Origin of the sequence: Gimesia algae, assembly GCF_007746795.1 — a bacterium.
Classification (GTDB): domain Bacteria; phylum Planctomycetota; class Planctomycetia; order Planctomycetales; family Planctomycetaceae; genus Gimesia; species Gimesia algae.
Window position 1 is genome coordinate 7,596,825 of record NZ_CP036343.1, and the last position, 24,502, is coordinate 7,621,326.

Below are 24,502 nucleotides of genomic sequence, written 5' to 3' on the forward strand. Positions count from 1 at the left end.
TTCTATTCTACGTCCTGGTCGGATCGCTTAACGTGTTTTACATCGATGTAGGGAGGAGCAAAGTAGTCTTCTAAATCAAAGCTCTCGCCCTCAGTGATCGCGTCTCTGTCTGGCTTCAGCGGGTAAATTATCCCTGATTTGGGTGTGCCGTAACCTTCCGGTATTACCGGGTCAACTTCCGACACTCGTAGTGGCGGCAGATCGTAAGGAATGATGTTCAAGAACCGATACGTCACACCGGATGCAATCGGGCAGGTGAAATTGTCAGGGGCTTTGTAGATTCCCGGCCAGGTGCCGGAGCCCAGTGCAGTGGCAGCAGAGGTATTCAGCAGATCGACAATCGGCGGCGGTCCGTCGTCGGTTGCGTATGCCCTTTCACCCAAACCGGCAACGTATGCGTCACGCTCTTCAATGGTCTCAAACTGGACGGTTGAGGCATGCACTGTATCAATGAAGTTTGCAACTTGGGTGACATCGAGATCAATCCGCCATGCTCCCGGCGTGGTCACGTTTCCATCCTCGATAATCGGTGTCAGGAAGTGAATCAACGCATCGTGCTGGCGGCGAAATGATGTCCAGCTTGGCAATGGAGGGTCGAACCCACCAGGCACATAAAACGGAATCGAACCACCATAGGAGCCGACCAGTTCCTCGCGGTCAATCCCGTAATCACCAACCCAGTCGGGCCAGCCTGCAGAAGATGTTGAACTCGATGGAACCGTGTATGCGAGGATGTTCTCCGCTTCAAAATTGCAGTTGAGCAGCGAACCATCTGCTTTCTTCGGAATCGTCTGGTAGATCGAATAAATGACTATCGGAGACGAACCGGGTTCATTCACGACAAACGGGGTTTCTCCTATGGAAGCGTCACCATCGTAGTTATGATACAGCCAGTCTTTGAACGTCGGCACCGTCAGCTCCCAGACCGTTTCTGAGTTCTGCAGCTTGGCCGCACAGCGATGGCAGTCAAACAGCCGCCGCGGGCAGCGTTTCTGAATCAGTGACATGGCACAACTGGTATTCATTAGAGCTCCGGGGTCCCATCGCCGTTGAAGTCGCGGCACTCGTTAAGGTTCGACATATACCCGACTCCGGGAAACCAGTTCGCGGTTCCGAAGGAGCCGGCAGCCACGGCGTCGTTGATCGCGTCATCATCGCCGTCCCATTCACCAATCAGTGGTATCGGGTAATGGAGTTTTTCGACGCGTCGGCTGTCATTCCAGCGGGTTTCGAGGACATGTGTTTCAAAGACTGCCGCTTCTGGCCGATCCACTACAAACGGCTCGAATGACTGCCCGGCCAGGTCTCCGATAAATTCAATCAGCCAGCGGCCCGGATAGACGGTCACGGCCACATTATTCCTGCCGATCGACGGCAGCTTCTCAAGAGCAGCGGTAATATTCTCACTGGTCGCATTTTGGGACAGCAGCGAGATCGGGTCTGTTTCGTTCCCGCCCAAAACCAGTTTTATTTCCCCGGAAATAATATCGCCCTTGAACGACACCAGCTGCTTGTGATTGCCGTAGGGTTCCAGGTGCATGACCGCCACGGGGACCGGGTTATCCCCATCGACCATCACGGCGTACTCCTGATTAGATCTCAGATCGCCATCATAATCATAGCTGTCTGAAGGGTACCGCTTGACGATGTAAGTCGAGTAAGGCTGGAGCGTGCAGTACCGGATCGGTGGGCGCACGCCTTCCGGCTTCAGATGTTTCTGATCAGGCAGCTTTTCGAAGTTACGCTTGTACCAGGCCACCATTCCTTCCAGTGAATTCTTGAAACTGGGGGTGACCTGGTAGTTACTGAAACGTTCTGTCATAACGTGAGTACCCCGTCAATGGTGGCTCGGTCAGCGTGGAATTGTCCGCCCGTGCGTTCCACGTCTTCCAGCCCGACATCCTGACCAACCCAGATCTGACCGCCGCGCTGCGTGATCGTCTTCAGGTAGGCCGCCTCTTTCGGTCCATCCGCAACACCCACGTTGCCCGACAACACCAGCAGCGTTGCCGTATTCGCAGAGTTTTCCCCGATGATCGAAACGGCATACGGTGTGTTTTGACCAGAGCCTGAATTCAGCACCTTGATCACCGGGCTGGAATCCAATATGTCGATGTTGATCAACTGCGAATTGCTATCGATGATGATTTCAGTGAAACTGGCCTTCAGGGCTCTGGCCCGATATTCGATATTGCCATCATCATTTCGACGCGGCAGTCCCATTTCCGTTTGGCTGGCTGTGAATTGCAGCGTAAAAGTTAAGCCAGTCTGATCCAGGCCATACAGAATGTTGTCCCCATCCGGAATCAAAACGTCATCGGTATTAACGGGCACGGTTCCGGTATCCCAGTTTTCCGGCGTATTCCAGTCATTAGGACCACTGCTCGCAACGGTTGTTTCATGCTGAATGGTTGACTGAACTGTGGAGACATTAACTGTCGCCGCTTCTCCACCTTCCTGTGTGGTTTCAACTGCCCCCTGATTTTTGACCATTAAGTCTGCATTGCTGCCGCCCAGCCCACCTGTGAATGTTACGTCGATTGCGGTGTCAGGAAACGGACCGCCCGAGCAGGTGACATTGCCCGTGCCAATCGTAGAGACTGCTTCGAGGATGTCCTCCAATTCAGAAGCCGTCTGGTCGTAGTCGATTTCCTGGCTGTAACCTGTTCCAAATTTAAGGCTGAACTTCCCCGAACCAGGAGAACCAGATATGCTGATACGCTGCACTTCGGCTGTGCCTGCTGCACCTGTTAGGTATCGATTCATACTTATGCTGTTAGCACCTGACACGATCAGTCCAACTGATAGCCCAGTCGCCTGATTGCCTAAGTCACCAATGAAAGTTAGACGGAAACCTGACGACAAAGTGACTCCGTCTGTGATGGATTCAATCTGCACGTTACCAGATCCGACAGAACTTAATGCCTCGATTTTCTCCTGAATCGCGGCCTCCGTCGTGCTGTAAGACATCAACTCCGTGTACTCACCATTAACCCCAATAGCCCAGTCGCCTGTGCTGGGTGTAATGGCCCCGGCTGAAGGTGATCTGGTGTATAAAGTAGAGTATGCACCGCCAGTCAATCCGCTACTGTCTGCAGTAAAGGTTAATGCACCCGAACCAAGCGGAGTCAGCACAGTCAAGTAGAAATTATCGCCTTCACTTAGCTGGTGGCCGGCCGATCCCGTCCCCACGAGGATTGTGCGTGCGAAATTATCACTAACAATTGATTCCAGGTTCGCATCTAAAAGCAATTGAAATTCATACGCGGTCACATCGTAAGGGATATTGGTCATCGTTAAAACATTACTGCCGCCGATATCCATACTGAAGTCAAACGTGCCCCCTGATACGCTGGAATTACCGCTGATTCTCATGAAACCATTGGTTCCGTTGGTTTCAAACATATGCCAGACTTCATTTCCACCACCACCGCCTGCCGTCTGTTCTGCGATCGTCACGTCATCCATCAGGCCGCCTGTGAGATTCGCCCCGTTGACCACAATCTGACTGGCGTTCGTTCCCGCCAGATTATTTTGAAACGCCAGAGTGTAAGGCCCGCCGTCAGAACCAGAGACCGCAATATCATCCACGGCAATGTCCGAAAGTGTCTCCAAAGCAGTCTTCAGGTCCGCCGCTGAAATGTTGTACGCCAGGTTCGATGATGGCGTACCATCTTCGCCGTACTGCACGGTAAAGGTGCCGCCTGTCGGAGAACCCAGATCAATCACCTGTTCCTCTGCAGCCACAACCAGGTTGTCGGGATTCGCCCCGATCGTGGAGACGTTGACCCCGGCCAGGTCGCCAATGAATTCCACGGTCCATGGTCCTCCATCAGCACCGGTCACATCAATCTCACCCACTTCAATGGTTGAGAGAGCTTCCAGGGCAGCTTTCACCGTAGCGGCAGACGCATCAGGTGCAATGCCCGTTGTGACCTGGCCTTCATAGGCCAGCGTGAATGTACCACCCGTGGGGTTATTACCAATCGTGATGGTCTGTTTCTCGTTCGTACCACTCCCAATGATGAAAGAAACAATAAAGGGTTTCCCCGCGCTTGCTGACTCCATAGTAAGCGTAAAAGAACCATCACCGATGGCTGCTGCTTCAATCTCCTGAAATTCAGGAATCGTAGAACCATTCCATAGACTAGCAAAACTGCTGGCCACTTGCGCTGCACTGGCGACAGTGGGAACCGTGTATGTAATGCTTCCGCTGCCCATTGTTGCTTTTACGATCATCCCCGGCTGGATATCTTCCGGAATCGTGACTGTGTCCACTTGCGCGTCAGCGGTTGCCCCGCCGATCCATACTTTTAAAGCCATGTTCTCACCTATTTAAATGGTAGATCTGTGAAATCAGTTTGAACGTCGTCCGTGAATCGCAGCAGATGTAGACGGGACGTATCAAATTTGCCCTTGCGATCCTGCTTAATTTCGATCAGGGTGCCGTTCTTGTCCAGAAACGCCTCTTCCGTGATGTACTCTGCAGGATCTCCGGTTGTGATACGGCGTTTAATTTTCGTGGTCACCTTGCTGTTGGAGATCGTGACGTCTCCAGGATCGATGCCTGGCGGGATGTAGGTACTCACGACCTCGACAACTTCATTGAAGCCCTGGCTGTAACGGATATCGTCGTGCGTGCGCGGGTCAAAGCGAATCCGGAAAGTCAGTGCATAAAATTCGTACCCGTTCTCATACACCAGGTCAGGGGCATCGATCCCCTCGATTCTCAATGTTCGTTTTTCGAAGTATTTGTCGCGTATTGTGATCGGGTGTTTGTTGACCGTGCCGTCATAATCCCACATCCAGTCCGGGTACTTCGGGACGTTCTTTTTGACCGTAATGTCCAGGAAGGGGATCCGGCGATAGCCCACGATCAAATCACCGGCTGTGTTTAAGCGTGGTTTGCCTTCCCCGTCAAAGAACGTCGGCACCTGCTCCGGAGAACTGACGATGTCGATCACCGCTGGTCTGTTGAGCGGGTTTTCTTCCCGGTCTTTATGTTGAATGTTGGTGGAATATTTGACGGTCACAATAAAGTCCGCCGTATCATCGACCCTGGCGACAGTCACGGAAATGCAACGCGCGGCCGTGTCCCGTTTGTGCTTGTCTCCCAGGTCCGGACATTTCGAATAAGAGCGGATCACGGTGGAGTCGGTTGCCACCGATGCCAGGCTGCAGGAATAGACTTCCGTGTAAGCTCGTGCCGGTCCTTCCTTGATTTCGTAACTGTCTTCAAACGCCAGTTCCCAGCTGATTACACTGTTTGCCACGTTAGCTGCTCCTTACCACTTCGACAGAATTGTCTCTTTGTAGCAGAGACACCACTTTTTTCAGTTGTGCGAGTTGTTCCTTGGCTGTCACTTCCCCCCCATTCAGATTGATCAGCCTGGTAAGCGTATCGATGCCCTCTTTGGTTCGCAGGTCTCCGGATCCACCACCGATGGCCTTGCCCGCTTTGGCGACCGCTCCATTGGGCCCCGTCGCAGACGATGCGGCCGCCGCCGCTGCCGCCGCCTGTTTCTGTTTCTCTTCAGAGCTCGTGGCAGCCGCGGCACTTTCTTTGTTAAGCAGGTCTTTCAGTTCCTGCTGGGCAGCGGCCATGGCATCCGCGGCTTTTTTCTGTGACGCCTCGAGCTCTTTTTGTCGAGCGTCCTGCCGTTGCTGAGACATCTCCCCTGCAGTCTCATGCGAACCCTGCTGGCCCTGGCGAATGCCCTGCCGGTTTGCCCTGGCCCGCTGATCACGATCGGCAATACTGGCGTTCGTGGCACTGTCAATTTCATCTGAGGTTTTATAAGCGCCGGTGAATTCTTTCGCCCGGAACCGAAACTCGCCTGTATCGGGAAGCACACTCGCCATTGCCGGATTGAGAACCTTGAGCGTGTTCATCATATGGCCGATGCCATTGATGATGGTGCCACCGACGACAGACCAGACTTTCTGGACTTTATTCATGACCATGTCCCAGGAGTCTCCCAGGAACTGAGTCATCGTCGTCCAGGCATCCTGAATCCCCGCCCAGGAATCAATGAAGTATCCTGATGCATCATCGATCGCCCCATACCAGATGTCGAGGAAGAAGGTTTTCCATTCGCTGAGTTTCGAATTAATGGCGTTCTGTCCGGTCAGCCAGGCGATTTCGAGGCCCTTCCACAGGATGTTGCCGGCCTTCTCAAAGTCGCCAGACAGCATGGCATCCTTGATACCACCGAAGACTTCCCCGGCGATTTCAGCCAGACCACCGAACTTGTCCGAGAGAAACGAAATGGTCTTTCCACCAATGCCCGAATAATAAACCAGGGCAGCGGCGGCGCTCAGTACAGCAGCGGTGATCAGCACGAAGGGAGAGAACACGAAGGGAGAGAACAGGATGCCTAACACCGTACCTGCTGCACTGAGCATTGTTACCAGCCCGCCAATAGCGAAACTGGCGACGGATGCCGCCAGGCCCAGGGAAATCAATGCGCCACCAGTAGCAATCAAACCAGCTGCCACCGCTGAAGCCACGACTACGATTCCTTTGTTTGCTTTGATCCACTCAAGGGCTTGTGTGGCAGCTCCAGTCAGCATGACCAGGAGACTTCTGAGCGGCTCTTCCAGATCCTCACCAATGGCGATTGCCACCCCTTCGACGGCAGACCTGAACTTCAACCAATCCCCCTCCAGGTTGTCATCCATAACACCGGCCATGGCAGCAGCAGCACCTTCAGCCTTAGCCATCTTGCCGCGCATTTCATCGACGCCGACATTCAGCCGGGATAGAATCAGGGCTGATTTACCTGCCCGTTTTCCGAAGATGTCCATCATTAACGCGAGCCGGTCATCCGGTCGCATGTTTTGAGTGGCCCGGCCCAGGTCCTGCATGATGTCCAGAACCGGTCTGATGTTCCCCTCAGCGTCTGAAACCTGAACCCCCAGGGAAGTGATCTTATCCTGATCGGCGGCCAGGGTAGCCAGGATCTCCTTCATATCCGTGCCGGCAGTGGTCGCCTTCACTATGTTATTGCCCAGCAGCCCGATCGCTGTAGACATTTCTTCCAGACTCTGACCGGCTGCATATGCAACGGGAGCGACGTATTTAAACGTTTCCCCCATCATCTCGACCGTGGCGTTGGCACTGGTCGCCGTTTTGGCAATGACATCGGACACACGCCCGATCTCATCCGCCGTCATGCTGAATGCGCTACTGACATCAGAGGCGATATCCGCCGCTATCCCCAGATCCAGCGCACCGGCTCGCGCAAGATTCAGCACTGACGGGATGCCGGCGATGATCTCTTTGGTATCAAAACCGGCCATGCCGAGGTACTTCATGCCCTCGGCAACTTGACTGGCTGAGAATGATGTCGAGCTCCCCAGGTCCTTAGCAACCTGGTTCAGATCTGCGAAGTCTTCTGCAGAGGCCTGGGTGACTGCCCGGACGGCAGACATCTGTGTCGTAAACTGAGCATAGATGGGAATGGCAGCCACCACTGGTGCCATTAAGGCGATACCACTGGCGGCCAGTCCCATTCCTCTTTTACGCGAAAACGCACTGAAGGAATCCAGCTGTTTCCGTGCAGATGCCAGGCCTTTGCGCAAAGCAGAATCTTTCGTGAACAGTTCCACGAAAGCCTTTCCCGCTCTGATTGACCCGGCACTACCTACCATAGAATTGACCAAACACCTTATCGAATTCTGCGACTACTTCCTTCCCCGTTCGCGGTTGCCGCCGTTTCGGCTTGCCTTTAAACTCCTGTTCTTTGAACCATTTGTTCTTAGGCTTCCAGGATGCGATGTTGTAAACAGTGGCCATGACCGACCGTAGCTGATAGCCGTCATGGTCACTCTTCCCTGCATTCATCCACAGCAGCTGACGTAAGGTAAGTGGCCAAAGGTCGGTTATTCCGATGCCGAGGACACCGACGATACGCCAGACTGTCTCCCAGCCATCTGCTGCCTCAGTCTTTCGTCCATCTCGGGACTGTCGATGTCCGCTTCCACTTTCTGATACATCTGTTCCATCCGCTCTTCCTGCAGTGCCATCGATTTCGCGAAGAGTTTCTTCAGCTGCGCCCTCAGGCGCGGCGGGAAAAAATCGATCACCGCATCCATGAACGCCTGGTAGGCTTCCTCTGCCTTCTCGGAATCCAATGCGGAAAACAGACCGTCTATCGTCAGGCCTTCCGTTTCCGGAGTCGCCAGTGTGTAGATGATCTGTCCCAGCTGAAACGGGTCATCGCCCAGGCTGGCCATAAAGAGCATCGCCTCTTTCGGATCCTTCAAATGCGACAGCAGGTCGATATCCAGATCCTGTTTCAGTTTGTGGGCCGTTCCGAAATTGACGGATATGGTCCACTTCTCTCCATTCGTATCAGTAAAACTTGACACTCTCATCTCTCCTTAAAAGTGCTGATTTAAAATTGCCTCAACGACTGGTCTACTTCGACTCAGTCGCTTTCGGCGGTTCCTGTTTTCCCTTTGCTGCTGATTCAGGCAATTCCTGTTCAGCCTGTGGTGGGTCATAGTCTTTGGGGTCTTTCGGCTTGACCACCCTCGCTTTGAAGGGGACTCGCTTCCCATCAACCCACACGTATTGCTGCATTACATCTCCCGGTTTCATGGCATCCCTTTCGATTTGACTGCCGTATTAAATGAACTCGATCTACAAGCGATTCGCAGAATTATGATCCAGAGATTTCAACGCGTACTGGATCTACAGCCGAACCCGAAGCCGGCTTGAGCGTGACATCAAATGTCATGTCCTCTTCCAGGGCCTGGCTCTCCGGGAAGTCGGAAACCACGGCATCAAACTGCCAGCCCTCACTGCCGGCAGCAGCAATCAACCCTGACATCACTGCCACAGCGATGATTGACTTGTTCGCGTGGGCATCACGCAACATTTCAAATCCAGCGTCGCCAGCTCGATAGGTCACCGTGAATGTCACTTCCAGCACACCCTGCCCCAGCGTTGTCCGTTCGTGCGTATGCTTCCGGATCTTGCGTTGTGACTGATTCCAGCTGTGAGCAACATTCACGTCCCCCACATCCTCGTACAGCGTCCAGGTGCCTTCGCCAGCCATTCCAGCGGGGTCGAGATACAGACCAGCTTCTAAACCAATTGTCATGGAACTATTCTCCTACTTTGTCTTTCCAGTAATCGTCGAGTTGAGGCGCTGCATCTTCGAGCGATGGTTGAGCAAAAGGACGCGCCGCAATCCGTCTGCCGTTCGACACACCACCATGTTCGAGCACTCCCGCAATTCCCGATTTCGCCCGCTTTGGGCCGATCACAGAGTTGAAGTCTTTAGTGACCGCGAATTCGACCAGGTATTTCAGGGGCGATTCTTTGTAAGTCAGCCGTGGAGGCTCACCGGGATCAGATGGTTTCTTGGGCCGTTTCGGCTTCGGCTTTCTGAGCCGTTTGGCTATCTTGATTTTGAGCTTGTAGGATTCCTTTTCCTTCTCCGACATTTCGCCCAGACGCTTCATGCGCTGGACTTTGAACTTCCGCCTGATGATGGTTTTGACCAGACCGCCGGCCCAGTATGCAAACCGACGCCGTGCCTTAGTCGTTTGCTTCAGCACCTTCTCAGACTGGAAGACGGCACCGGTCACTTTGAACTGTGCAATGGGTTCACTCATGTCGTCACCTCATATTCATTGTGGATGACGGTCATCAGCACGCGCAGCCTCTTCAGCGAGTCGTAACTGTATGTAGTGTTCAAAGTTGACAGTCGCCAGCTGGCGCCGTCCTGCTTTCGTCGGTCCAGGTAGTCACGCACAGTGCGTGGTTGCACCAGCTTTGCTAAGATCTCATCTGGCGTCAGACCTGCTGGAGCGGGCTGCATGACCGCCACATCAACCGTAAACGTGACTTTATTGCTCTTTCTGTTGAGGACTTCAGTGGTTTCCTCCCTGGGCAGCACGATGGCCTTCAGTTCGGTGACATTCTCCAGCGCATCATCAATCGTGTATTCCACAGTGGAAACGAAATCACCGTCGAACTCAGTGTTGAGTTCCACCGCGATCGCCTTTGCAATTGTGTCGACACTGCTCATGAATTACTCACTAATTTGGTATGGACCCGTAACATGGTTTTTGTGATCTCTTCGGTGTATCGCCAGTGCTTTTCGTCGCCCTCCATGGACAGCACTTTGTAAGTAAACGTCTTTGCCCCAATCGTCTGCTCGATCAGATCCCCGACTTCCGGGAGAACTGTCACGTCATTCAGTACCAGGTCTGCCGCTGTGATCAGCCAGTCGACGCTGGTATGGGTCATTGTGAAACCGTCCGTGTCCTGAACGTCCTGCTCTGATTCTCCCGTCGCTGCGGAGAGCGGAACAAAGGCGTCAGCCCGGCGATACACAACAGATTGCGACGCGTGGGCTTTGGTCTGTGCCGCCACCCACTTCGCCGCTTTATCAAACAGGTTCACCATCAGGTTTGATGCGCCCAGGTTCCGGAGTAACCGATCGGGGACCAGACCCCGGCCACCATACATTTCAGCCGCACCGTCTCACCAACGGCATTGGCTTCGATGTATTCACCAGCAGAGCCAGCAACACCGGTCGACGGCAGCCCGATCACATCGGTGCCGGCAGCTTTGGGTCGCAACATCTGGGCAGCCCCGACATAGAAATCAAATTCCAGCCCAGGGACGGCAGCCGGAAGCGTGGCAACTACCGCACCAGCAGCACCGACTGAGGAAATCGTCTTTCCGGCGTCGGCAACCGTCAGCGTGGTATCTTCCGTAATCGTCATCACACCGCTGTTAGTGAGCGATGGAATGAGTTCAACCCGACAGGTCGTGTCTGCCGCCTCCTGGTCCCCCACGAACTTACCATAGGGCGTGGCACCAGCTGCAGACATCTGCCAGCCGGTCCCATCGTCCAGGCGGTATGCCAACTCGCCATCCACGGTGGCAGCGCCGGTTACCTTCGGGACCTCCCAAACGCCTTCCGTGTCGATCGAGCCCTTCTGATCGGCGGCCAGGTCGGAGGGTACAAACCCGAACCGCTTGCCCACCAGCACTTCCGTGCCGGCAGACGTCGCCTCGGTGGGCGTGTATTTGACATACCGCCCTTCAGTCTTAAACGTTCCCATAATTTCAACCTCAAAATTAGAGTAAAAATTTCAGTGCAAAATATTTCCCAGGAAATAAAACCCGGCTTGTGTTCAGATGACGATTACTCGCCGTCGTTACGCTGTGCCGCTTTCGGGTCGACGAACGCCACACCGAAGTCCCAGAAACTGCGCCACTCCATGCCCAGCGTGTTGAAGTTTCCGTTCCCGCCTTCCACCGTGGGGCGACGCTTGCCCTGCAGGTAAGCGATCTGAATCGCCGGGGCACTGTCCGGATTGCCGAACAGGAACCACTTCTTCGCACTGGCATTCGGAATCGCAGCATTGCTCAGCCAGGGCGTGGAAACAGGCTCAAATTTGCCGGCGTGCGGGTTCTCATTCGTCTTCGGCTTGTTGGCCGTAGTGGTTTCATTGACCTTGGTTTCTTTGTAGATCGCTTCCGCCGTCACCTTCAGGGCATTGGGACAGAGCAGGAGCTCCGGCGTAATGCCGATCGGCAGCCCTTTGGAATCAACCTGGTTCAGAAATGCCGCTTCCGCAGCCGTCAGCGCATCGATACTGAGCGCAGAGGCAGCAGTCGCCAGCAGGTTGTTGTTGCTGGTGTGGAAGAAGTTCCCCGCATTACCCAGCAGGAGCGTATAAACGGCCCGCTGCAGTGCATTGGAGCCGCCACGACCGAAGACGCTGACCAGGTCTTTAAACACACCCAGATCATCGTTGATCATGTCTTCGCGAGTCAGAGCAATCATTCTCGCCTTGGTGCCGACCTTGTTGGTGTAGGTATCTTCGGACATGCTGCCATGTTCGATTTCACCATTTTTCCCGAGGTCGACCAGCTCACCATCTGCCGTGACGCGATGCCGCGTGTGGACTTTAAAGTCCATGTGATCCGTCTGATTACAGAACTTTTCCACCACGCTGATGACGGTGTTGTAAGCCTTCAACAGGTACTTGTTGGCCACGTTGCCCAGCACACCAGACAGAGACAGCGTCGACGTTCCGCCGGCACGGATCATCATGTCAGCCTTGAGAGCGGCTTCAATCATGGCATCCGTTACCCGGCCATTGCCGGCATGACCGCCGCTGGCTTGGATGACTTCAACCATCAAGGTCCGAAGACTCACATCACGCAGCACATCGACAGCAGCATTCATCGTCTTTTCGTCGAACAGTTTCCCGGCTTCGTCCTCTTTCAGGAAGCCGCTGTTCATCGACAGCGCCGCTTCAATCACCAGAGCTTCTGCAGGTGCATCAGCGGCACCGGATTTCCGCGGCTTGGGACGCGAAGCACGCAGCATGGTGATTTCGGTTTTTTCGAGTGTCCAGTTATCTTTGATCGCCTGGGCAGCGATGTCAGAGTGACCTTCACAGAGTTCCTTGATCCCGTCGATGCGTTCCATTTCCGCAGCCGAACTGGCGCGAATGCTCTCCAGGTACTCATCGGTCTTCGCCTGCAGCAGGACAGCGGGATCCGGTTCATCATCAGCAGACTTCTTTTTGCCAGGCTCTGTTTTCAATGCCAGCTGAGCATTATCAAACGTCGCCTGCAGATCCTTCAGCTGATCGTCGGTCAATTCATGATCCTCACCAAACGTGGCCAGAATCCATTTTTCAAACTCGTTCATGTTCGAAATTCCTTTGGTTTTAGCGACCGTGGCCGCAAGTCTTACTTCCGTGTCGTCATCCGAACCCAGGGTTACGAACGACAACTCTTTCAATTGCGCCTGCCGTGCAACAAGCACGGGGCCGCTAAACGTCTGCCCGTTGACGGTGACATTCCGCCCCTGGGGCACCATCTCCACTTTCAGCGCTTTGGCGCCGATCGAGACCTGCCAGGGGAATCCGTTTTTACTGGCGCTGATCACTTCCTTTGAATCAGCGTTATCAACTGAGATCACGCCGGATGCTTCCAGCGTCCGGAAGTTGTTCCGGATCTCAGTGGTGTGTCCAATGTTTCGCTTCGCTTCATGTTCCCGCAGCACGGGCCGGGACTTGGCAGTAACCTGCAGCCCTTTCAGATCGACCACTACCGGATACTTGATGCCGGATAGAATCAACTTCCCGCCGCCGTAACATTTCATGTCAAACGTCGGCGGCTTCGCCGGATCATCGGTAGGTGTAATGACTGGGCTCACATCGTCGGCAGCCTCGATAAAGAAGTCCTTCAGAGACGCCGCGACGGATGCCCGGATCTGGAAGTCACTCTTCCTGGTCTGCGCCTTCTTCATCATCCGATTCTTCCGGCGTTTCCGTTTCTGTTGTCGGCTTACCATCGTTCATTACCCCTTCGGTATTGATGTTGTTGTCGCGAATAAACGCCTGCTCTTCCGCAACCTGTTTCAGCTCAGTCCGCCAGTCTTTATTTTCTTTGGCGTATTCGGCTTTGTAGGTTGTGGTTTTGTTTTCCAGTTTGGTCTTCTGGGCATTGGCGGACTTTTGCGGGTCGACATGTTCCGTGCCGTCCCAGTTCCAGCCGTAGTCATCGAGATAATCGAGCGAAATATATGTTGAGAAAAACGCACTGATCTGATTCCGCAGCTTCTTTTTCTTCACTGTGCTGGACCAGTGGGGATCTTCGCCCCAGGCCATGGAAGCCTCGACCATCCACTCTTCCAGGAGCTGGTCCATGATGGACTCTTCCACCCGGTTAATTTCGATGCGGAGTGACTTGTAATAGGTCTGATGATCCATGCGGCCCGAGGCGTAGTTGTAATCAGACGAATTGGCAGCCGCGATGTTGAACGGCATGTTAATGCAGCGGGCAATTTCATTGATGACGGCATCCTTGAACATCGGGTAATTCGTCACCGGCTGTTCCGGCTTGAATTGTCGCATGTCGTACCCTTCCGGCAGGAAGAGCATCATGTTCCGCTCAATGTCGATGATGTCCATGGGCTCGACATCTTCATTCGGATTAACGTGCGGCCCCGTGCTGGTGGCCACTGCAGCCATGTCGGCGGCTGTCTCAGCGGCAGAGACAACGGCTAGTGTGTAGCGTCTTAACTGTGCAAACAGCGGCAGAGATGTCGCGATCTCACAAACGCCCCGTTTCTGGTTCGACCGTTCTTCATCGTACAAATGGACGATGTAGCGGGCCGGGATGGATTCATACTCAAGAGTGCTGGTAACCGCCGACCGACTGAGGACGTTGTCTTTCACGACATCGTAAGTAACCGGGTTGTCGTATTCGTCAAAGTGGATCCCGTCGACCGAATCATTTTCATCCAGATTGTAATTGAAACCAGGCGATGTAACCTGCTCTGCAGCCAGCGGACTCAACGCCAGTTTAACTGCGTGTTTGACTTTGGGATTTGTGACCAGCATCCCGAAGCCTTCCCCGTCGATCACTTTGGACATCTTGATCGTGTGCAGTTTTCGCGCCAGCTTGACGCGCCGGGACCACTTGTGGAACTCTTTCTCCAGCCAGGCATCAACTCTCAAGTTACCGGTCCGGATCTGCAGCCGGGGACCTGTGCCGATGGTGTCATTTGCGTAAGTCCGGACGATTCCTTTCGCGTAAGAGTTCGCTTCCAGGACTTCATAGCGGGCACGGTTCCGGAGTGTGCGCCGCACGTGCGGGTTGGTCGCCTCGTGAACGCTCAGCCCGTCCGCATTGACCCAGTGCTTTTGATTATGCACGGTTGTTTCCGCAGCATCATAACGGGCATTCACAGCCATCGCATTATTGCGCAGACGTCGACGGGGACGCTGCACCGGCGTGCTGAGAGGTCTGCCATGATGATCTACTAAAACGGGCGTGATCAATTAAGGGGCTCCTGGGTGACGCAGTTGAGTGAAAGCGATTCCCCGCGTTTTGCCGGTCGCGGCATTTTTGGCGGCCAGGTATTTGTCAGCTTCAATCTGCTCTTTGAGGCTATGCTGCGTGAAATTCACGCCGTCAAAGTTTCCGCTCTTGGGCTGCTGTGCCGACTCTTCAATCGATTCTGATAAATCTGTCATGGGTCACCTCTGGTCAATAAAAAAATCGAACTCAGGCGAGCCAATAAAAAAAGGCCACGCGGGGTTGTGGGCCCCACATGGCCTTTTCTATTCGCTGGGATCACTCACAATGATCAGTCGTGAGTGTCGCCTGTTGTTCGATTGATGCCGTATTTTTCAAAAACATCCCCAGTGAGTCCACTGGAATCAGAATTATTTCTCAGGAAATAATCTGAAAACTGCTACATATAGCACTTACTTCGGAATCTCCTCAAAAGTGTAGTACTTTCGCCCGCAATTCTGACAGATCCGCTCCCGCCTGATTCGCTTCATTACGGGTGTCGTTCGCCAGACTTCGTTTCGCCGGCAGCCGCAGTCGGGACACGGAATACCTCTCTCCTGTTCATCGTCAACTTCACCGTCAGTAATTAACTCATCGTCCACGGGCCGCCCTCCTTTCACGCTGCCGTTCTGACATAGACTTCCGGTTCCGCTTCTTTTTCGGCTTGTCGTGCGCTTCCGGAATCAAACCTTTTAACGTCGCCCCCTGCATGGATGCTCCCACAGCACACCCCACCAGGCCGTCGAACATGTGATTGTCAAATAATCCGACTTTCAGGCTCCAGTGTGTTCGCGTTTTCCCTGCCGACTCATAAGTCACATCGGTTCCATATTCCGCCGTCAGCTGCTCCAGCAGCATGCGGTGTTGGACGGCAGCTGTCTTCACCTGGTAGATCGTCAGGGCACCTGAGTCGTTTTTGTCGACTTCAAATCGATTCGCGACGAAAGTCTTCCACCAGTCCGTGTCATACACAGCCGTGCGAACAGACGACTTGCTGGGATTGATCCGCCAGTGATCGCCTCTTTTCTCACCAGGCTTCGGTCTGGTCGCAGGATCATTCAGCTCACGAGTCTTGATACCAACCCCCTTACTGGGCAGCAGAATAGACGCGTGTTTGGACCGCCGACAGAAATCGTGGACAACCTTCTGTTCCCAGCCTTCGTCGATCAGGCCTTTACTGATGCGATGCACGCCGCCGGCTTCCGATCGCCATTCCCGATCGAGCAGTTGCAGAGTCAGTTCTTCCAGCCCGTTCAACAAGGCGGCCTCGAGCCCGGTCCCCGGTTTCTTCATCTGCATCGTGATGCGAGCGGATGCCAGTGTGGTGTAACGGGTCTTTTGATCCGGCCAGACACCGTAGTCAATAATGGTTCCCGTGAAATCATCGGCCCAGGCACAGACCATATACCAGAGCACTTTTTTACTAAGGTCGATAAACGAGGTCAGCATGGTAGCATCTGCAGGTACCACGCTACGCTTCAGGTTGATCATGCGTTTGGCCAGAACATCCGGATCCAGCGAGGAGACGCTTTCATCCTGGCCGTCCTGGGGATCGTTCTGGCATTCCGCATAAAACATTTCCTCGTTTGTGAGGAACTGATTCATGGCGTGCTGGATTGCCGAGATTTCCCCGTTCTTTGTCTTGAACCTTTCCGGCCAGCTGGCGACGGCCCCCTTGTCCATCGCTTTTCGGTGTTTCTCGTAAAACTTCGTAGCCTCGCGACCGTCGCCGCCGTTCACCAGGCTTTCCACCTGGATCGCCCGGTATTCTTCCCAGAGTTTCAGGTCGTCCGGAAACGATTCCAGCATCCTGGTCGTCTCGCCATGGAACTCCGGATGCGTCTCCCGATCGAGCAGCCGGCACGCCAGGTCCCCGTCTTTAATTTTCGTGCAGGGAATCACAATGCCCAGCTGGTCATCAGGACCGGCCATCATTTTAATGTCGGCAGTGATGATGTCTTCGCGGTCTTTACACTGGGGAGGCGACTTTGCGGACTCGCGTGTCTGGGGATCGTCCAGCAGTACGAGAGTCGGACGCGCAATTGAACCGTCCATCCTTTCAAACTGCCGGCCCCGCAGCTCTCCCTCAATCCCGGTCACGTCGACAATAGAACTGTTTGCCTGGGCATAATCCACGGGGATCATCGCCAGGACAATCTGAGACTTACCCCATTCGATCATTGTGGGTTCGCCCTGGAACTTCTGACCAGGAGCGCGACGGGCTTCCCCTTTGATATGCCGGATCGGCACGCAGACTTCGGGGTAGTCTTCCAGGAGCAGCTGATTGAATCGCAGCGTCGACTTGATGTTTTTGATCAGCCGGTCTGCAGACTTTTGGGACGCACCGACCAGAACGGTGTAGGGAGACAGCCCGTTGAGGATCGCCCAGAGCACACCCCAGCGGGCAATCGTCGTCTTGCCGGATCCGCGTGGCATCGCGAAAGCGAAATCAATGCCGTGTCGTGCGGACTGCTCAATTCGGTCAATGACTTTTATATGGTTGGGAGACCACTTCAGGCTGAACGCTTTGCCGCCGTAGGTCTCACACATATATGCCAGGCTGCCGGCGGCCCGTTCGCGTCGCTCAGGCTTCAGCGGCCCCGCGTCAAACAGATCTCCGAACTGCTCATATACATCCTGCGAATGAGCGCGCTGAACAGACTGGTACTTCCTCGCCCGGTCGGCTTCACGATCCGCATAAGAGGCATTTTGTGAAACCATCTATCAACCATTCGACATGCCATACAACACCAAGTGTTCACCGCCCAGCCCGCCACTACGTTGCGCAAGTAAAGATACCTCAAATACCGGTAGTTCCCATTGGCCTGTTCTTCCTTCAGGTGTCCAGGAAGGACCCGCAAAGCCCAGGATGCACCAGCCAGAGCCCGCAGCCCCCAGACGCCGCCTGATTGGCCGGGGCCGCACCCATGCGATTCATCGGCACTTCCGGACACACCAACGTATCAAGATCTTCAGGTCGATACCCGATCACTGAAGCAGCTTCATCCAGCCTCTGCCGCTTCGACCTGTCATCCAGACCAGCCGCATTGAATGCACGAAACTGATTCATAAGAGAACTCGCCTCTTCGATATCGACAGCAGACCTGGACTTCACTTGGCTCATAGGCTGAAACACCCGGTCTAGCATTTCGGGGGTATTATGCCTCAATCTTGGTCGGGTTTCGCCCTCATTTATATCGAACACTAAAAGTGATTCAGGGAAATAATCAACCTTGGACACTTTCAGGCAATTGATACATCTACCAAACTTGCACACAGCCACAGCCTGCTGAGACCTGATACGCCACAACCTGCCACACTTCGGACAATGAACGTTCTGTTTGACGTCGCTGGGAGATTCGATGGATGAAAGCAGGTCCTGATAAATGAACGGGTTCTGATACACTTCATTACAGACTTCATTCATGATGTCCCAAAATTCAGCCTGTTTACCCTGACTGGCGATCTTTCTCAAAGCCATCTGGAACGTGAATGTATAATCCTTCCGCTTTTCGTCTTCTGGGCTCGTCACCATTAAGCGTCGCAGGATCTCATATTTTATGTCCGTATCATTGATATCCAGAAACCGATCCAGAGCTTGTTTACCCGGCGTATCCTTTGAATTAAACAATCTACTCCCCCTCTCCCATGCACATATAAAACAGCAACAACATCCACTCTTCGCAATCGTCGTCAGTCACCCTGGCCGTCTTTCTTTATTTCAGAATAATCTCATACTGAGTATTCGTATCTTTGAATTCCGGAACGGGGACTGACACCGGCTGCTTATCTAACGCCTCGGCAATGAACCAGCCGGCACCACCAAGCCCACTGGCCATGCCGGCAGCGACGATCGCAGCCTTTGCAAGCGATGCCATGGTTGACGGTGTCTGCTGCTGCTGATCCTGTGCGGGAGGGTAATAATGGTTTGTACTGTTGTTGTCACCGACGTTGATCATCTCATCATCCTCAGCTGACATTGGCTGGTACTCCTCTCCATATGTGGATTTGTGAGCGGCTGCCCGCGTGCGATCGACCCAGGCGTCTTCAGCTCGCAGATTCCGATCCAGGGACGACACTGTCGCTGCCTGGGTCGCCAGCCTCAGCCCCGACGTCTTCTTCAGAATGTTCTGAAACGTGTTCAGAGAGGATTCCGTCGATTGTGCTTCCGATTGCTCCGTAGTTTCCAAGTGCCACCGCCTGTCTGATCTGATTGTTTCGCTCGACAATCTTTTTAGTTGCGTCGACTAGGTTCATTGAGAAGCCCCGTAAAAAACGCCAGTGCCCGCTCTCTCAGGGCACTGGCTGATCGTGGGCCAGATTACGCCGCTGGTGGCGCCTGACCCGTTACTACTCCTTTACTTCGAGGACCTTCTTTACCGCCGAAGACTCGGTGGCTTGCAGTTCGTCAAACTTCTTAACAGAAGTCAGTCGGGCCAGGTTGTTAGCGTTCTGGATATTGCCACCCGACTCAGTCATCAGCAGTTGATGCATTTGCGATCCCTGCTGAATAATATTGGTCGCAACAATTCCGGGGTCTAATTCCGCCATGGTTTCTCCTTCGTCCTCACCGGACAAATCTACTACTAAAATATCATCGCCGTCTGGCATACATCAGCCTCACTGTTTAACGGCCAGGAAAATAAATCTTGATGGGTTCACCAAGAGGGTACGTTTTTGTATTCTCGTGTTCGACGCCTTTTTCGTCTTTCCATGTCGTGGGGTTTCCATCGGCATCGACAACCCAGACAGGTATCTGAGTATTCTTCAGCTGGTCTAATTGCTCACGCAGTCGGGACACTTCGCCCTGCAGAGCATTGACTTGTGCGGTGTTGTCAGGCACCGGTTCCAGCTGGGGCTGGGGTTGGGGCTGGATCGGACGAGAAGGCAACACTACGGTTCTTTGTGGTGAACAGTTACAGCATGGGAAGACCCGGTATCGCTGCTTAACCTGCAGTCTGACCAGATTCGCTGGTGTGCACAGAGTCATTTTGCCATCTTCAACAACACTGCTGATCACCCCGACCACTTTGCCGTCAACAACAACCGGACCGCCGGAGTCGCCTTTCTGCACTGGATCTCTAACACCCCTCAAGTTATTCCGGATATAAATACTTGACGGGAGCCCCCTCAAGTTATAAACGCCGTTCGAATAGCCGTAGGCCGTTGCCCTGACCCCGCTGTCTGGAAACAAGCCAGACAGCTGCATACATTTATTCGAAGGGATCTGCCGTGTTTCGATAATAGCAAAGTCGATGTTCTGCCCCGTCGCCTTGTCATATCGCTGTTCTTTGTGCTTTACGATCGCCTCCCACCACCTGCCACCGTAACCAACGTGGATTTTTTCAACGTCTGTCACAACATGGGCGGCTGTGATATAGACCGACTTCCCGTCAGAATTACCGATGTACGTGCATGTCCCAGTGCCGAAGAACTGACGACAGCTGTTCTGGTCACATTGTCTCTCAGTCGTTCGCACGGCCAACACCTGAGCCTGCAGAACAGAAGCCATTAACAACACAATAAACAGAGTGATGAGTCTTACCATGAGATATACCTGTCCCAAAATAACAAAACCAAGTGCCACGGATTCTTCGGACGTTTGCCATCGTGCCAGGCAAACGCCAGGCCACCGAACAGCCGCACGCGGCGGTAATAGATGCCGGCCACGAATTTCCCCAGGTCGCAGGCCCGCAGATTGCGATAGAACTGCTGATCGGCCCGCTTCCGGTCTTTCGAGCAGCCGCCCAGGTAATACGCCCAGTCATGAAAATGACAGGCTGGCTTAAGGTCCACGCCGCCGAATTCGTCAGGGGCACAGTTGCAACCGTTCGAGACAAACGTATCAATCGGAACGAAGCCCTCCATTTTCAGGAAGAGTGCTTCCGGAAGATCGGCGCTTGTGATCTCAGTCATCAGCATCCCCCCTCCAGCCCCTTGATTTTCAGACTATGCTCAACCAGAGTTTCACCGTGCTGGACCTGCACCGTCTCCACGTCCTTGATACGACCGTGAAGAATATCATGATCTTTCTCGTTGTCGCTCTTCAGCGATTCCAGAGACGACGCCATTGCCGTTGTCGAGGCAGCGGAAGAGGACGTGTTTTTTTCGACGTCGATAATATACTTCAATGTCCAGGCAGCGATTGCCAGGACGATGGCCCCGATTCCACTGATGATCGACAACCCGACCATCACAACCAGCTGCCATTCTTCAGGACCGAACTTTTCAAACATCCCTGTGATACTCCGCGCATAAAAAAAAGGCCTGCAGTGCCTGACAGGGGTGCGTAGAACACACCTGCCAGACACCGCAGACCTTTAATACAAAAAGCCCTGTAGTCGAAAACTCGACCACTCGTGCGGTTTAGTTGGTTACATGATTGCAATCGGCCAAAGTGGGGTCAAGTCCAATGTCTGTTAACATAGTTTTCAATTTCATCCCAATGATTACCGACTTGCCCAGTAATTGGATTTGAGTACTTGGTTGTAACATCAATACCATACGCTTTACCGTCTTTCTCTGAAATCCCAAATACATACCTATTAAGATTGGTATTTGGCTCATTCATTCTGGTTACGGGATTTGGTTCGTGCCTGACCATCTCAACTGCTAAAAGGAGCTGGTCCTTTTGAAATTCTCCATAACAACTATTTTCAATAGGGATGCCACTAGCGGCAAAATACATCAGATTTTCGCTTACAGACAGACTTTGAGCAATTCCGGACATTTGGCCCGGTTCAATATGTTTTATCTTATCTTGAGAGACATTTTCTACAACAAAATTAAGATTGTCGGCATCAACAAGGAATCCATTCCTGGATAAGTTTAATTCAGTATTACCTGGGTTCCGCAAAGCCATTTCATTCACCTTTCAATTTATCGCTAGTAAAGATTACCTGTTGAAAGATTCCCAATGATCTCCAGAAGGTTCGAGATAGAAATTACTGGAACTGGTGCTTATAATCAAGCTGACCTGATCAGGTAAGCCCCTTCCGGTTCCGGTTTCGCAGCCTTTCCCGGTTGGGGCGTTTTCTTTACGCGTTCTGCAGGAACTTCTGCTGATCGCAAGTCTCGACGGTTTCTGCCAGCTCCCCGCCCAGGATAAAATCAGCCGCTTTGTTGCTCCATTTGGCGACGGTAAAAATCAACTGCTTATCCGCCTTCAACCGCTCCAGCCAGCTCTCCAGGTAAGAAGCCGTTTCGTCAATGCGGTTCGGGATCCGCAGTTCATTGCAGACATAACAGCCGGCGATTTCCGCGAACAGTTCCCCGACAGCATATACCCGCTTTTTCAGATCCTCAGACGTGAACCCGACGCGGCGTTCTGTCCAGTGTGACAGTTCGTGAAACAGCACGGAATAATAATCGGCAGCCGCATCAAAGCGGGCTTTCTCGGGGATCGTGACGGCATCCGCTTTGAAATCATAATAGGCACTCTCACCACCCACATTGATTTCCGCACCGGTCGCAACGGCCACAGCTTCCGCCAGTGGCTCATCATCCCATTCCTGAACGTAGTCACCAGGTTCTGCAGAGACACGCCAGCGGTCAACCTTGTCCCCGTCGACCTGCTCCGCATTGAACACGGTGTAACGTTTCAGGAAGCAGTAGCCGCCGGCTTCCCCCTCTTCCGTGTCGTCTGTCTCTTCAGATTCCTGTGACACAAAACTGTAGAAGACAATCCGTGTCCCCTTCTCCCCTTTGCGGACCTGGCAGCCCCGCTCCTGCCATTGTTTGTACGTCCCCCACCAGCGGGACTGGAAACCCTGTTCAATGGCCGTCAGATCGACCAGCCAGGTATTCACGCCTCGATAGCGTTTCTTACTGTCGACGTTCACCGGCGTGCCGGCGTTGGGATCGCAGATCCAGGGCTTTCTCCAGGGGAGCGTCCCCGACTCAATTGCTTTGATCAGTCTATTGTTGATTTCCTCGCGCAGATCGGTTTTCATTTTCGCAGCCTTTCATAGATTTAATTCGCAGCCTTTTAAAACTGTCCCCGTCTCGCAAACGGGAACAGACACACATTCTCTCAGTACGTAAAAAAAGCCAGGTACGCTGTTGTAAGGTTTAACCCCTTTTCACACGAAAGGAATTTGCAGCGCACCTGGCAGGGTAATTATACCACAGCTTCCGCAGGTGCTGCCAGCTTCATGATGCACAGCTCGTTTTTGCTTTTGATTCCCAGCCGTTTCATTTCGTCCTTCAGCTGGTCGTCTATCGTTTTCGGAATCCGCAGATTAAACCGGACCTCTTCCTGATTCTGCAGCCCCTGTTTGAGCTGTTTAATTTCCTCATGCTCTGGCGAGTCCATGAACTCGACTCGCTCCGGAACTTCCGTGAAGAGTTTGCCGAACAGCCCCCCCACGCCGAACAGCTGGTTATGAAACGCCATCCAGTCACCACACTGGGGCGCCAGTTCCCGCGCTGTGTCGATCATTTTTTTGTACTTCTGTTTTTTGGTCAGTTTTGCGGTCATTGTTTCACCTGTTCAGAGTAGAGAAAAAGGAGGGGCGCTTTCCCGCCCCTCTGGGTTTCAGAGGATTTCGATGTCTGAGTGAATCAGCTCGAAGTACATGGCTTCCTGCCCTAACAGCTTGCCGATGGCGACGACTTTGGTTTTTGCCAGTTCGACGCTGTCAGCATCGATGGCAACCGAAACACTGATGTTTTTGTCAACATACAGTGTTTCGCCGTCTTTCCAGTAACCGGTTCCCACGGAACCGACAGTACAGCCACCGAAGGTGGAGTACAGGTCTTCGATGATGCCATCGATGACTGACTGAGGGAAATCATTCCCGTCGTTGTCAGCCAGTGGCAAGTAAGTCATGAAGCGTTTCATCGTTTTTCCTTTCGTGTGAAAAAGTGTTGTTAAACCTTACACAGGTAATAGTACCAAAATTTGGTACTACGTCAACTCTCTTTTCAGGAAAAACGGAAATTATTTCCCAGGAAATAAAAAAGCGGGACAGTGTATCTGTCCCGCTTTCAGGTGTTTCTAAACCACATTAGTGAACCTCACCACGAACGTCTCATAAATCTCCCTGATCGCAGGCGCGATGCCCGCCATTGCATCATGGCAGATGCACTGAAAGTCCAGAGTTCGGCCCTGGTGGAAGCCCTAGTGCTGTATCTACACCAGTACTGTTTCTCAGATCCTCAAGCAGCGAGTCAGCCGACATCGCCCGCCCGATCATCTGTTCCGATGCTGACCTGGCGTGCTCCACAGTCTTGGCACGAAAAACGATTACGGAAGGAACACCATCCCCTATCGCACGAGAGCAAAGAGCACGCATGTAGAAACGGTTAAATTCTCCTTCAGCCAGCATTTGATGTGCGTTACTTCGCATGACAGGAGGCTTACTTAATTTGCCAGACTTCAGTTGGCGAGGCTTCTCGTGTGAATTGAGGCGGCTAACAATAGCTGCCGCCAAAGTGTCATCGTCACCGCTTCTAGCCGCCTCTCGAATAAGATCCGGATACTCAGCGATTCCATTTTCATTGAGATTTGTACTCAAGTACAAGGCTGATGAAGCGACATCATGCTCAATTTCTTCTAGCATAAGCCTTCGGGTCCGTTCATCCAGATGCTTATATTCCAGTCCCATTAGTACACTCCCTCTTATTCAAGCCAGAAACGAACCACACATCAAG

29 protein-coding genes are annotated in these 24,502 nt (G+C 53.2%); all 29 read right to left on the minus strand.

What is annotated here, in order from left to right:
* Window positions 1–2: 2 nt before the first annotated feature.
* Window positions 3–1,025, minus strand: coding sequence for a hypothetical protein (locus tag Pan161_RS28840; RefSeq protein WP_145232174.1), 1,023 nt, complete (start codon window positions 1,023–1,025; stop codon window positions 3–5).
* Complete coding sequence (locus Pan161_RS28845) at window positions 1,025–1,822, minus strand: hypothetical protein (RefSeq protein ID WP_145232175.1); 798 nt, start codon at window positions 1,820–1,822, stop codon at window positions 1,025–1,027. The genes Pan161_RS28840 and Pan161_RS28845 overlap by 1 nt, the downstream gene beginning before the upstream one ends.
* Window positions 1,819–4,323, minus strand: coding sequence for a hypothetical protein (locus Pan161_RS28850; RefSeq protein WP_145232176.1), 2,505 nt, complete (start codon window positions 4,321–4,323; stop codon window positions 1,819–1,821). Before Pan161_RS28850 ends, Pan161_RS28845 begins: the two co-directional genes overlap by 4 nt.
* 8 nt (window positions 4,324–4,331) lie before the next feature.
* Entirely contained in the window at window positions 4,332–5,273 is a 942-nt protein-coding gene (locus Pan161_RS28855; RefSeq protein WP_145232177.1) for a hypothetical protein, read from the minus strand.
* Window position 5,274: 1 nt separating this feature from the next.
* Window positions 5,275–7,611: a phage tail tape measure protein gene (locus Pan161_RS28860; protein WP_197995578.1), complete on the minus strand. Its 2,337-nt coding sequence runs from the start codon at window positions 7,609–7,611 to the stop codon at window positions 5,275–5,277.
* Window positions 7,612–7,642: 31 nt separating this feature from the next.
* Window positions 7,643–7,846, minus strand: a complete 204-nt coding sequence (locus Pan161_RS28865; protein ID WP_145232179.1) for a hypothetical protein — start codon at window positions 7,844–7,846, stop codon at window positions 7,643–7,645.
* A gap of 38 nt (window positions 7,847–7,884) precedes the next feature.
* A complete protein-coding gene (locus Pan161_RS28870) occupies window positions 7,885–8,373 on the minus strand; it encodes a hypothetical protein (protein ID WP_145232180.1) in 489 nt (162 codons plus the stop codon).
* 49 nt (window positions 8,374–8,422) lie between these two features.
* Window positions 8,423–8,587 (minus strand): hypothetical protein, encoded by a 165-nt coding sequence (locus Pan161_RS30795; RefSeq protein WP_197995579.1) that lies wholly within the window; start codon window positions 8,585–8,587, stop codon window positions 8,423–8,425.
* A gap of 79 nt (window positions 8,588–8,666) precedes the next feature.
* Window positions 8,667–9,110 carry a hypothetical protein gene (locus tag Pan161_RS28875; RefSeq protein ID WP_145232181.1) on the minus strand — a complete coding sequence of 148 codons (444 nt, stop codon included), beginning with the start codon at window positions 9,108–9,110 and terminating at the stop codon, window positions 8,667–8,669.
* A 4-nt stretch (window positions 9,111–9,114) separates the two neighbouring features.
* Window positions 9,115–9,627 carry a hypothetical protein gene (locus tag Pan161_RS28880; protein WP_145232182.1) on the minus strand — a complete coding sequence of 171 codons (513 nt, stop codon included), beginning with the start codon at window positions 9,625–9,627 and terminating at the stop codon, window positions 9,115–9,117.
* The gene (locus tag Pan161_RS28885) at window positions 9,624–10,043 is read right to left on the minus strand and encodes a hypothetical protein (RefSeq protein ID WP_145232183.1); all 420 of its coding nucleotides are present in this window, start codon (window positions 10,041–10,043) and stop codon (window positions 9,624–9,626) included. Before Pan161_RS28885 ends, Pan161_RS28880 begins: the two co-directional genes overlap by 4 nt.
* Window positions 10,040–10,423: a hypothetical protein gene (locus tag Pan161_RS28890; RefSeq protein ID WP_197995580.1), complete on the minus strand. Its 384-nt coding sequence runs from the start codon at window positions 10,421–10,423 to the stop codon at window positions 10,040–10,042. The genes Pan161_RS28885 and Pan161_RS28890 overlap by 4 nt, the downstream gene beginning before the upstream one ends.
* Window positions 10,423–11,088, minus strand: coding sequence for a DUF2190 family protein (locus Pan161_RS28895; protein WP_145232185.1), 666 nt, complete (start codon window positions 11,086–11,088; stop codon window positions 10,423–10,425). The genes Pan161_RS28890 and Pan161_RS28895 overlap by 1 nt, the downstream gene beginning before the upstream one ends.
* A gap of 83 nt (window positions 11,089–11,171) precedes the next feature.
* Window positions 11,172–13,340 carry a phage major capsid protein gene (locus tag Pan161_RS28900; protein WP_145232186.1) on the minus strand — a complete coding sequence of 723 codons (2,169 nt, stop codon included), beginning with the start codon at window positions 13,338–13,340 and terminating at the stop codon, window positions 11,172–11,174.
* Window positions 13,267–14,832, minus strand: a complete 1,566-nt coding sequence (locus tag Pan161_RS28905) for a phage portal protein (protein WP_145232187.1) — start codon at window positions 14,830–14,832, stop codon at window positions 13,267–13,269. The genes Pan161_RS28900 and Pan161_RS28905 overlap by 74 nt, the downstream gene beginning before the upstream one ends.
* On the minus strand, window positions 14,833–15,027 hold the full coding sequence (locus tag Pan161_RS28910; protein ID WP_145232188.1) for a hypothetical protein: 195 nt from the start codon (window positions 15,025–15,027) through the stop codon (window positions 14,833–14,835). It lies immediately after the preceding gene.
* 234 nt (window positions 15,028–15,261) lie between these two features.
* Entirely contained in the window at window positions 15,262–15,339 is a 78-nt protein-coding gene (locus Pan161_RS31550; protein ID WP_449267341.1) for a hypothetical protein, read from the minus strand.
* 100 nt (window positions 15,340–15,439) lie between these two features.
* Window positions 15,440–17,569 carry a terminase gpA endonuclease subunit gene (locus Pan161_RS28915; protein ID WP_145232189.1) on the minus strand — a complete coding sequence of 710 codons (2,130 nt, stop codon included), beginning with the start codon at window positions 17,567–17,569 and terminating at the stop codon, window positions 15,440–15,442.
* 115 nt (window positions 17,570–17,684) lie between these two features.
* Entirely contained in the window at window positions 17,685–17,972 is a 288-nt protein-coding gene (locus tag Pan161_RS28920) for a hypothetical protein (RefSeq protein ID WP_232103544.1), read from the minus strand.
* Window positions 17,973–18,564: 592 nt separating this feature from the next.
* A complete protein-coding gene (locus Pan161_RS28925) occupies window positions 18,565–19,038 on the minus strand; it encodes a hypothetical protein (protein WP_145232191.1) in 474 nt (157 codons plus the stop codon).
* Window positions 19,039–19,198: 160 nt separating this feature from the next.
* A complete protein-coding gene (locus Pan161_RS28930; protein WP_145232192.1) occupies window positions 19,199–19,459 on the minus strand; it encodes a hypothetical protein in 261 nt (86 codons plus the stop codon).
* A gap of 16 nt (window positions 19,460–19,475) precedes the next feature.
* A complete protein-coding gene (locus Pan161_RS28935; RefSeq protein WP_145232193.1) occupies window positions 19,476–20,396 on the minus strand; it encodes a trypsin-like peptidase domain-containing protein in 921 nt (306 codons plus the stop codon).
* Window positions 20,390–20,764 carry a hypothetical protein gene (locus Pan161_RS28940; RefSeq protein ID WP_145232194.1) on the minus strand — a complete coding sequence of 125 codons (375 nt, stop codon included), beginning with the start codon at window positions 20,762–20,764 and terminating at the stop codon, window positions 20,390–20,392. Before Pan161_RS28940 ends, Pan161_RS28935 begins: the two co-directional genes overlap by 7 nt.
* Complete coding sequence (locus tag Pan161_RS28945) at window positions 20,764–21,084, minus strand: hypothetical protein (protein ID WP_145232195.1); 321 nt, start codon at window positions 21,082–21,084, stop codon at window positions 20,764–20,766. Before Pan161_RS28945 ends, Pan161_RS28940 begins: the two co-directional genes overlap by 1 nt.
* Before the next feature lie 167 nt (window positions 21,085–21,251).
* Window positions 21,252–21,710, minus strand: coding sequence for a hypothetical protein (locus Pan161_RS28950; protein ID WP_145232196.1), 459 nt, complete (start codon window positions 21,708–21,710; stop codon window positions 21,252–21,254).
* A 175-nt stretch (window positions 21,711–21,885) separates the two neighbouring features.
* Complete coding sequence (locus Pan161_RS28955) at window positions 21,886–22,800, minus strand: ArdC family protein (RefSeq protein WP_145232197.1); 915 nt, start codon at window positions 22,798–22,800, stop codon at window positions 21,886–21,888.
* Window positions 22,801–22,967: 167 nt separating this feature from the next.
* Window positions 22,968–23,327, minus strand: coding sequence for a hypothetical protein (locus tag Pan161_RS28960; protein WP_145232198.1), 360 nt, complete (start codon window positions 23,325–23,327; stop codon window positions 22,968–22,970).
* A gap of 57 nt (window positions 23,328–23,384) precedes the next feature.
* A complete protein-coding gene (locus Pan161_RS28965; protein ID WP_145232199.1) occupies window positions 23,385–23,690 on the minus strand; it encodes a hypothetical protein in 306 nt (101 codons plus the stop codon).
* 232 nt (window positions 23,691–23,922) lie between these two features.
* Window positions 23,923–24,456 carry a hypothetical protein gene (locus Pan161_RS28970; protein ID WP_145232200.1) on the minus strand — a complete coding sequence of 178 codons (534 nt, stop codon included), beginning with the start codon at window positions 24,454–24,456 and terminating at the stop codon, window positions 23,923–23,925.
* Window positions 24,457–24,502 lie beyond the last annotated feature (46 nt).

Coding starts and splice junctions, on each gene's coding strand:
- Pan161_RS28935 (WP_145232193.1), bottom strand. CDS start 20,396: ATGGTAAGACTCATCACTCTGTTTATTGTGTTGTTAATGGCTTCTGTT.
- Pan161_RS28960 (WP_145232198.1), bottom strand. CDS start 23,327: ATGACCGCAAAACTGACCAAAAAACAGAAGTACAAAAAAATGATCGAC.
- Pan161_RS28965 (WP_145232199.1), bottom strand. CDS start 23,690: ATGAAACGCTTCATGACTTACTTGCCACTGGCTGACAACGACGGGAAT.
- Pan161_RS28945 (WP_145232195.1), bottom strand. CDS start 21,084: ATGTTTGAAAAGTTCGGTCCTGAAGAATGGCAGCTGGTTGTGATGGTC.
- Pan161_RS28875 (WP_145232181.1), bottom strand. CDS start 9,110: ATGACAATTGGTTTAGAAGCTGGTCTGTATCTCGACCCCGCTGGAATG.
- Pan161_RS28840 (WP_145232174.1), bottom strand. CDS start 1,025: ATGAATACCAGTTGTGCCATGTCACTGATTCAGAAACGCTGCCCGCGG.
- Pan161_RS28890 (WP_197995580.1), bottom strand. CDS start 10,423: ATGGTGAACCTGTTTGATAAAGCGGCGAAGTGGGTGGCGGCACAGACC.
- Pan161_RS28910 (WP_145232188.1), bottom strand. CDS start 15,027: ATGACAGATTTATCAGAATCGATTGAAGAGTCGGCACAGCAGCCCAAG.
- Pan161_RS28940 (WP_145232194.1), bottom strand. CDS start 20,764: ATGACTGAGATCACAAGCGCCGATCTTCCGGAAGCACTCTTCCTGAAA.
- Pan161_RS28865 (WP_145232179.1), bottom strand. CDS start 7,846: ATGAATGCAGGGAAGAGTGACCATGACGGCTATCAGCTACGGTCGGTC.
- Pan161_RS28920 (WP_232103544.1), bottom strand. CDS start 17,972: ATGAGCCAAGTGAAGTCCAGGTCTGCTGTCGATATCGAAGAGGCGAGT.
- Pan161_RS28955 (WP_145232197.1), bottom strand. CDS start 22,800: ATGAAAACCGATCTGCGCGAGGAAATCAACAATAGACTGATCAAAGCA.
- Pan161_RS28885 (WP_145232183.1), bottom strand. CDS start 10,043: ATGAGCAGTGTCGACACAATTGCAAAGGCGATCGCGGTGGAACTCAAC.
- Pan161_RS28900 (WP_145232186.1), bottom strand. CDS start 13,340: ATGGTAAGCCGACAACAGAAACGGAAACGCCGGAAGAATCGGATGATG.
- Pan161_RS28850 (WP_145232176.1), bottom strand. CDS start 4,323: ATGGCTTTAAAAGTATGGATCGGCGGGGCAACCGCTGACGCGCAAGTG.
- Pan161_RS28950 (WP_145232196.1), bottom strand. CDS start 21,710: ATGGCTTTGCGGAACCCAGGTAATACTGAATTAAACTTATCCAGGAAT.
- Pan161_RS28930 (WP_145232192.1), bottom strand. CDS start 19,459: ATGCCAGACGGCGATGATATTTTAGTAGTAGATTTGTCCGGTGAGGAC.
- Pan161_RS28915 (WP_145232189.1), bottom strand. CDS start 17,569: ATGGTTTCACAAAATGCCTCTTATGCGGATCGTGAAGCCGACCGGGCG.
- Pan161_RS30795 (WP_197995579.1), bottom strand. CDS start 8,587: ATGCAGCAATACGTGTGGGTTGATGGGAAGCGAGTCCCCTTCAAAGCG.
- Pan161_RS28845 (WP_145232175.1), bottom strand. CDS start 1,822: ATGACAGAACGTTTCAGTAACTACCAGGTCACCCCCAGTTTCAAGAAT.
- Pan161_RS28880 (WP_145232182.1), bottom strand. CDS start 9,627: ATGAGTGAACCCATTGCACAGTTCAAAGTGACCGGTGCCGTCTTCCAG.
- Pan161_RS28970 (WP_145232200.1), bottom strand. CDS start 24,456: ATGGGACTGGAATATAAGCATCTGGATGAACGGACCCGAAGGCTTATG.
- Pan161_RS31550 (WP_449267341.1), bottom strand. CDS start 15,339: ATGAAGCGAATCAGGCGGGAGCGGATCTGTCAGAATTGCGGGCGAAAG.
- Pan161_RS28895 (WP_145232185.1), bottom strand. CDS start 11,088: ATGGGAACGTTTAAGACTGAAGGGCGGTATGTCAAATACACGCCCACC.